Annotated in this window: 11 protein-coding genes; 7 read left to right on the top strand and 4 right to left on the bottom strand. The window is 35.8% G+C overall.

Annotation, left to right across the window (positions count from 1 at the left end):
• Positions 1 to 246: RHS repeat domain-containing protein (locus tag JCM21738_RS27945; RefSeq protein ID WP_148296161.1), on the bottom strand; the 246-nt coding region annotated here is incomplete at its 3' end.
• Positions 247 to 411: 165 nt separating this feature from the next.
• Here JCM21738_RS27945 and JCM21738_RS27810 point away from each other — a divergent pair.
• From JCM21738_RS27810 to JCM21738_RS20490, 7 genes are all read left to right on the top strand, one after another.
• A complete protein-coding gene (locus JCM21738_RS27810; RefSeq protein WP_023626484.1) occupies positions 412 to 684 on the top strand; it encodes a YvrJ family protein in 273 nt (90 codons plus the stop codon).
• 125 nt (positions 685 to 809) lie between these two features.
• Complete coding sequence (locus JCM21738_RS24010) at positions 810 to 1,292, top strand: hypothetical protein (protein ID WP_023626483.1); 483 nt, start codon at positions 810 to 812, stop codon at positions 1,290 to 1,292.
• The gene (locus tag JCM21738_RS27575; RefSeq protein ID WP_081742189.1) at positions 1,217 to 1,423 is read left to right on the top strand and encodes a sigma factor-like helix-turn-helix DNA-binding protein; all 207 of its coding nucleotides are present in this window, start codon (positions 1,217 to 1,219) and stop codon (positions 1,421 to 1,423) included. The genes JCM21738_RS24010 and JCM21738_RS27575 overlap by 76 nt, the downstream gene beginning before the upstream one ends.
• Positions 1,413 to 1,595, top strand: coding sequence for a helix-turn-helix domain-containing protein (locus tag JCM21738_RS20505; RefSeq protein WP_148296160.1), 183 nt, complete (start codon positions 1,413 to 1,415; stop codon positions 1,593 to 1,595). Before JCM21738_RS27575 ends, JCM21738_RS20505 begins: the two co-directional genes overlap by 11 nt.
• Before the next feature lie 456 nt (positions 1,596 to 2,051).
• Complete coding sequence (locus tag JCM21738_RS20500) at positions 2,052 to 2,555, top strand: peptidoglycan-binding domain-containing protein (protein ID WP_023626481.1); 504 nt, start codon at positions 2,052 to 2,054, stop codon at positions 2,553 to 2,555.
• A 115-nt stretch (positions 2,556 to 2,670) separates the two neighbouring features.
• Positions 2,671 to 2,868, top strand: coding sequence for a hypothetical protein (locus tag JCM21738_RS24580; RefSeq protein ID WP_052019831.1), 198 nt, complete (start codon positions 2,671 to 2,673; stop codon positions 2,866 to 2,868).
• Positions 2,869 to 3,733: 865 nt separating this feature from the next.
• Positions 3,734 to 3,916 carry a hypothetical protein gene (locus tag JCM21738_RS20490; RefSeq protein WP_023626480.1) on the top strand — a complete coding sequence of 61 codons (183 nt, stop codon included), beginning with the start codon at positions 3,734 to 3,736 and terminating at the stop codon, positions 3,914 to 3,916.
• 239 nt (positions 3,917 to 4,155) lie between these two features.
• On the opposite strand, the gene JCM21738_RS20485 is transcribed toward JCM21738_RS20490, so the two are convergent.
• From JCM21738_RS20485 to JCM21738_RS24575, 3 genes are all read right to left on the bottom strand, one after another.
• A complete protein-coding gene (locus JCM21738_RS20485) occupies positions 4,156 to 4,620 on the bottom strand; it encodes a YjdJ family protein (RefSeq protein ID WP_034331442.1) in 465 nt (154 codons plus the stop codon).
• Positions 4,621 to 4,989: 369 nt separating this feature from the next.
• Entirely contained in the window at positions 4,990 to 5,301 is a 312-nt protein-coding gene (locus JCM21738_RS20480) for a hypothetical protein (protein WP_023626478.1), read from the bottom strand.
• Between the two features lie 526 nt (positions 5,302 to 5,827).
• A partial coding sequence (locus tag JCM21738_RS24575; RefSeq protein ID WP_023626477.1) for a LolA-like protein occupies positions 5,828 to 6,375 on the bottom strand: 548 nt, incomplete at its 5' end.

The raw sequence follows: 6,375 nt of genomic DNA, 5'->3' as shown, positions 1-6,375 counted from the left end.
CACCTTGCCCTCTGGATTGGTGACGTTAGTCATATTGCCAGACGCGTCATAACTGTAGGAAGTTATCCTGCCAGCCGGGTCTGTCACACTGGATACATACCCGTTTGTCCCGAAGGAAATGCTGGTTGCCCGTCCGGATGCATCCTGAATTTTTGTTAATTTGCCAGATGCATCATAGACAAATGTTATTGTATTTCCATTGGTGTCTGTGATCGAGCTGATTTTCCCACTTGTATTGTTATTTATCTAGGAATAATTTTTATCGTCTAAAAGTAGAGCCGCACGGAGATGAAGTGCTCAACTGTTATTCGCCTGTGTTCAGACACTAAAAACCTGACATTTATGGTAGTTTGACAACACAAGAATATGAAAAGAAACCTCTCATGTGATTCTTACTTGAGAGGTTTTCCTATGGTTCAAAAGGGAAATTTTATATTAAAAATGGTTTTAGTGGTTGTAAAATCTATCGTTTTTTATTCTTTATTTACTAGGTTGAAAAAAATATGTATGAAGAAAGGATTTTTAATGAGTACAATAGATATTCCTTTATGGACAACTATTTTGGGTAACTTCGGATTCCCTATTGTGATTACAATCTATCTTTTTTTAAGGTTTGAGAGGAAACTTGAAAAGTTAGAAGAGGTGATATTAAAATTAGCGGAAGTGATAAAAAGGTCTTCTTGAAAGTATTTTCCATAGAGAACAATATTTTGGTACAATTTAAGAAAGTCAATACTGCTATAATCAGGCAAGCCCTATTTTTTTTACCAACAATACGAACATACGTTCCTTGCAAGGGGGGTGGGCGTTTGAAAATGCGTGATTCAGTGTTAACAAGGTATTTAAAGGAAAATGAGGAGCAATTGAAAAACCCTATCATTAATTCATTTTTAAGCATTCCGGAAAATATGGAGCTTTTAAAACAAGTAATTAACGACCCAACTGATACCTTAATCAATCGGATAGATGAATCTTTTAAAGAGTTTTATTTTCGGATCAGGTTTACCAGTTATCTTTCTAAGACAATTCATTTTCATTCAATCAACTTTGATAAGAGTAATAAACAAACTTCTGATAGGTTTAGATTGGTCTTAGACAAACCTTTAAACAAAGAAACAGATACACCACTTATTGATGTGCTGGCGGTAACAGCATTTAAGGAAGAAATAAATGAACTTGAGATGTCATTAGGGATAGAGGAACAGCTGACTAACTATTGGCTACACGAAGGGTTTCAGCAATTAACGGAAAACCAACGCCAAATTATAAGTTTGGCCTATTCCATGGGTTAACCGATTCAGAGATAGCCCAAAATTTAAACAAATCACAGCAGGCGGTTTCAAAGAGTCATGCAAGGGCTTTGAAGAAAATGAGAAATTTTCTCGAAACTGCAAGTAAGAGGAGGAGTATAGATGAAAGATAGCTTATACACACTCGTAAGACAATCTAATACCGATGATAACTCACTGAATACGGTGATCGAGCTTTTTTCTCCGAAAATTATATCTTCTCTAAACCAAACAAACCAGCAGGATAGAGAGGATTTATCTCAGGAGATAAAAATGAAATTGTTATTTTGCATAAAAAAATTATGACGTAGAAAATATTCCAGGCTATTTTCAAATGATAGAGCAGCTCAAGAAAAAGAAAATGGTTGGCAATAAATAATAAATGAGAGATTTTTGAAGAAAGAAAAAATTTGTTTGATAGGGGTTGTACTTATCAATATGAGTCTTTCTTTATTAATTATCTATTTTGGGAAAGCATCCCCCAAATTACCGTGAATAAGGGCAAACTAAAACGAAGGAAGGTTTGAATATGGATTTAATGGTCTTAATGATTCAAGAATGGGTCTAACGACACATATGGAGGGCGAAATGGCTATGAGTCAGCTCCGGAAAACGGAAAAACTGGATGGTCAACCGTATATGCTCTAACCCGTGCTCTACAAATTGAATTGGGAATTGGAACACCAGTCGACAATTTCGGACCAGGTACAAGTGCTGCATATAAGAGTTGGGGCGAAATGGAATTAGGTGCAGTTCCGGAAGATGAGCAAGGGAAAAATAATTGTTCATATTTTACAAGGTGCTTGTTACTGTAAAGGGTATGATCCAGGCGGCTTTACTGGCTTGTTTGATGAAGACTTGAAAAATGCTGTCATTCGACTGCAAACCGATGCGGGATTGACTGTTCGCAACGGAAAAGTATATGACTATGTATTTAAAGCGTTTCTGACCATGGATGCTTATGTCCTCACGTTTGGCAGCGATCCTAGAATTCGAGAAATGCAGCAGGATTTGAATAACAAATATTATACAACGTCCGGCGTGCAGCCATGTGACGGTCATTATCAAAGAGGGACGAATACAGCGCTAATCTATGGAATTCAAACAGAGGAAGGGATTGCACCAAACCTTCAAACAGGCAGCGTGGAACCGACGACCAGGGATCGATTGCCGACATTACGTTTAGGCAGTGTTGGTAACTTTGTTAAGTTACTCCAATATGCATTGTATGTAAACCGGTTCGATCCTGGAGCATTCGACGGGTAATACGGCAGCGCAGTGAAACAAACATAACTCTGTAACATCTTATGAAATTCAAGTTATTGAAACGTTTGTTAAAGGTCTTTCTCAATTAATGTCCTTATCCTCAGCATTAAGGAGGTTGCGATTATTTTCTCCTGAAGAGGTAGAAAGTCCAACTAGTCCAGGTGGATTCTACTACACTTCACACAATGCTGAAGAGGGATTTGAACATTATAAAAATCAAAATTCTCCTCTATTTATAAAACAAAAGTTAAACGATTATGAAGAATTGAAACATGCAGCCATTTCTTATTGTGAAAGACACGAATTACTTTAACCCCAGGTGAAAAGAGAACCCTAGTTTGCAGGGTTCTCTTCCTTTTTATTCGGCATTACAATATCGATCTTGCATTTAATATTTCATTTGAATCCATAAAAAAGCTGCAGATGCAGCTTCTACTTTTGAAACTACAGGCCCCATTTAGTAACTTGAATTACTTATTAGTGGCGAATGGAACAAGGATTACCTTGCTAATGCAGACCAAGGAAGTTTTAAGGAATATAAAGTGTTAATACCAAGCTATATTGTCCTAAAGTTGACGATTCTAAATGTCCAGCATTTGACGGGGTATATGTCCACATGGCGTTACATTAGCTTTCCTAAAATAGGATTTGATGGTCCATTTTGCCTCAATTACTCCAATTCTCTTCAAAAATAGGCCATTGACGACTAAGTTGTCCAAATTGAGCAGTTTTAACCTGTAATTTAGACACTGTTTTTCGACTTTCTTGGTTTCCTTAAATTCTATAGAGTGCATAAAAATGGTTTTGCAGGATCGGAGATTTAAGTGGCAGCTTGACATGGAGCCTCGGCGGGCATGATTCCCAAGCCAAGAAGCCAGCACCTAAGAGGACTGGCTTTGCCGATCTAGGCTATCATGCCCGCCACTCCATATAAAGCTGCTGCGGAGTATTAGCTCTGCAAAACCATTTATTCGTATTTTTATCCAGTTAGTCAATGTTTTCAGCAAAAAGCGGACGATCTGGACCATCAACTTTCGGTCATTTTAGATTGGTAAAAACAATAAAGATCGAATCGAGTCGCTCCCTTATCTGTATGGAATGTTATATAAAGGTATTTGCGATATAAAGCCTGTTTATCCGGGGTAATGCATAGTCCGTTTAAAAACAGAAAGATTAACATGATCTTTCAACGCGAAGGATCTAAGCTGGCTCACGTTTTAGAGCTGAGGGATAAGAAAGAGACTGGAGACAATCGAATCTTCGTCCCTACAAGCCTTACGGTATATTCTAAAAAGGCGCGAGAACTCCAGATCAAAACGAATAAAATCGTTGTTGATGATACAATCGAAATCATAAATTAGTAAATTGACCGTCATTAATGGAACCGATGTCGTGTATGATTGGAAATGCAATTTTTTCTAACAAAAACACAAACTCCTTCTTCCCGTCCTCCCCATATTGCCCTATCTAGGGAAGGAGAAAACCAGACTACTTTATATGAATTATCGACATTTCCTAACTATCTACTCCTTGAATGGCGATAATTAGTTTTTTTCTCTTCGATTGGTTATTGTCCCGAAAATTTTATTGGTTTATATGGTTAATTTTGATTCTTCATTAATTTTAAATTAATTATTCTCTTTAGAACAAACGCTGAACATAAAATACCACTAGTTAAGAAAATGAAGAAGAAAATTCGGCCCCCAAAAGTAGAAGAATTAAAAACAAAATAACTTAATAAAAGTAAAGATATTCCTAACAAAGATATATATAAATCAAGTAAATTATCTTCTTTTTTTAACAAAAGGTATCCTACTAGAATTAGTAAATATAGAGCAATTATAGTCATTAATATTGGAAAAGTGGGTTGAAATTTAGCTGCGTAGACAAAATAATCCAGTTGTGATATGTCACTTGGTTTACTTACTTCTCCATACAATAGCTGAGTAAAAGGAGTGGAATATCTCCATTCCCAAGGATTATCCAAAATAGCACTTCCCTCATACCAAGCAACAGCAGTAAAACACAACATTAAAATAGAAGCTATACCAAATTGAATAAACATAAAAAAATATTAAACACCTCCAAAATGGATTTCCTTAAATAGCTCATTAATAGTTAGTGCTTTTATTAACATATTATCATATTGTATTTTATATGTCATTTCTATCGAAAAGAGAGATTTACTAAAAAGTATGTGGTATAATATTAACGCAGATAGAAATTTTTTTTCTGTACGTAACTTAATAGGGTAAAAAGACTTCCTGCTATGAATATTCGGAAGTCTTTTTTGTATTGAAAAACAACAATATTATTTTTATATAGACAAAAAAAGAAAAGCACCATTTGTTGAATCTAAATTTTATAAGTTCACTAGGTGCTTTTCCTTCCCTTATTTCAACAAACCCATTAGAAAAGGTTTAGTTATTCCATTCTATGCAATAATCAAAGGTGAATAAGATACATTTCCATGTTTAATTTGTGCTGTCCCACCACTACTATTAACGAGTTTCAGCTTGTAACTCATTCCTCTTGGTAACCAACCTAAATCCACTGATGCCCATCCTGCTAGTCCATTTGTTACACCTTTCCCCATATAACGGTTTTTACGATCATAAATTTCAACAGTTATGATTACTTGATTTACTCTTTCAAATTCAATATAGCTGGGATTGTAAAAAGGATTCCCACCGTTTACCCAAATATAATTAGAAAATGATGTACTACCAAAACTGTAATATGCCATCTATTAACACTCTCCTAAATATTTCTCTACTAAATTAGTAGGTATAATATAAAGAGGAAAATCCATTTGAAATTACAACCTTAAAACATAAATATAAAGAGCAACCCCCTTATAGTGGTACACTTCATTGGCCGTAATCAGCTTTTAGGGTATAGCTTTTACCGGAAGAACCGTCCGAATGGAATCGTATGCTTTCCTAAATTAGCCGGAAAATGACCTTCTATTTACCCCAAACAAGAAATTCACCAGCAACTGCCAAACTGTTTACCACTATGCATTCTGTATAATTAGTAAGCACACCTATTTAGTATTGTTGGAAAATATGCCAACTCACTTCATGCGAAGGCCTCTGAAAAAAAATAAAATGGCACAAACAAAAGGAATATGGCACTAAAGTAGCCATTTCGCATTTGCAGTAAACCTAGCCATAATAAAAACTGCATCTCCAAATGTAAGATTATGTGTCTAACATCTGGGGTGCAGTTCAAAATGGCTCTTAAAATAAACGTTGTATCGCTTTTTATGTTTATTCGATAACAAATGAACTTTCGTCCAAGGTTCCATTTATCTTAATCGAAGATGTTTTTAATGACCTTTTTAATTCACCGGCTTTATCCCTAACTTCCATTTGAAGGAGAATGCCAGTATTGGGGTCAACGTTCAATTTGAAATTTCCACCGTTGTATTTACTTGAATAGTATTCATCCAAGGTTCCTTCAATGACGACGGTTTGAACACCCGCTACTTCTTCATTCCCTACAATATTCCAATTTGCAGGATCTTCCATGAATCCCCCGGCAAAGTCTTGAGGAAGCAGGGATGTGGCGGCCACTCCCATATGGGCAGGGTCAGCTTTACGGATAAAAGACGTTTCTCCATTCATTACAATTAAGCGATCCTTAATTGTAGAATTTTTAGTCGCGTCTTTTTCCTCTTTACTTACTTTTGGTATTTTGAATTTTTCTTTTTTAGTCTCTTTTGTTTTGGCTATCGTATAGGCTACTTCGATGCTGTCGCCATCGTATAGACTCAATTCAGTATCAACAAAATCAGGAGAGGACGAATCGACACTGG

Origin of the sequence: Mesobacillus boroniphilus JCM 21738 (genome assembly GCF_000517385.1) — a bacterium.
GTDB lineage: Bacteria > Bacillota > Bacilli > Bacillales > Cytobacillaceae > Mesobacillus > Mesobacillus boroniphilus.
Note: the sequence above shows the minus strand (reverse complement) of the source record. Positions and strands in the feature narration are given on the sequence as shown.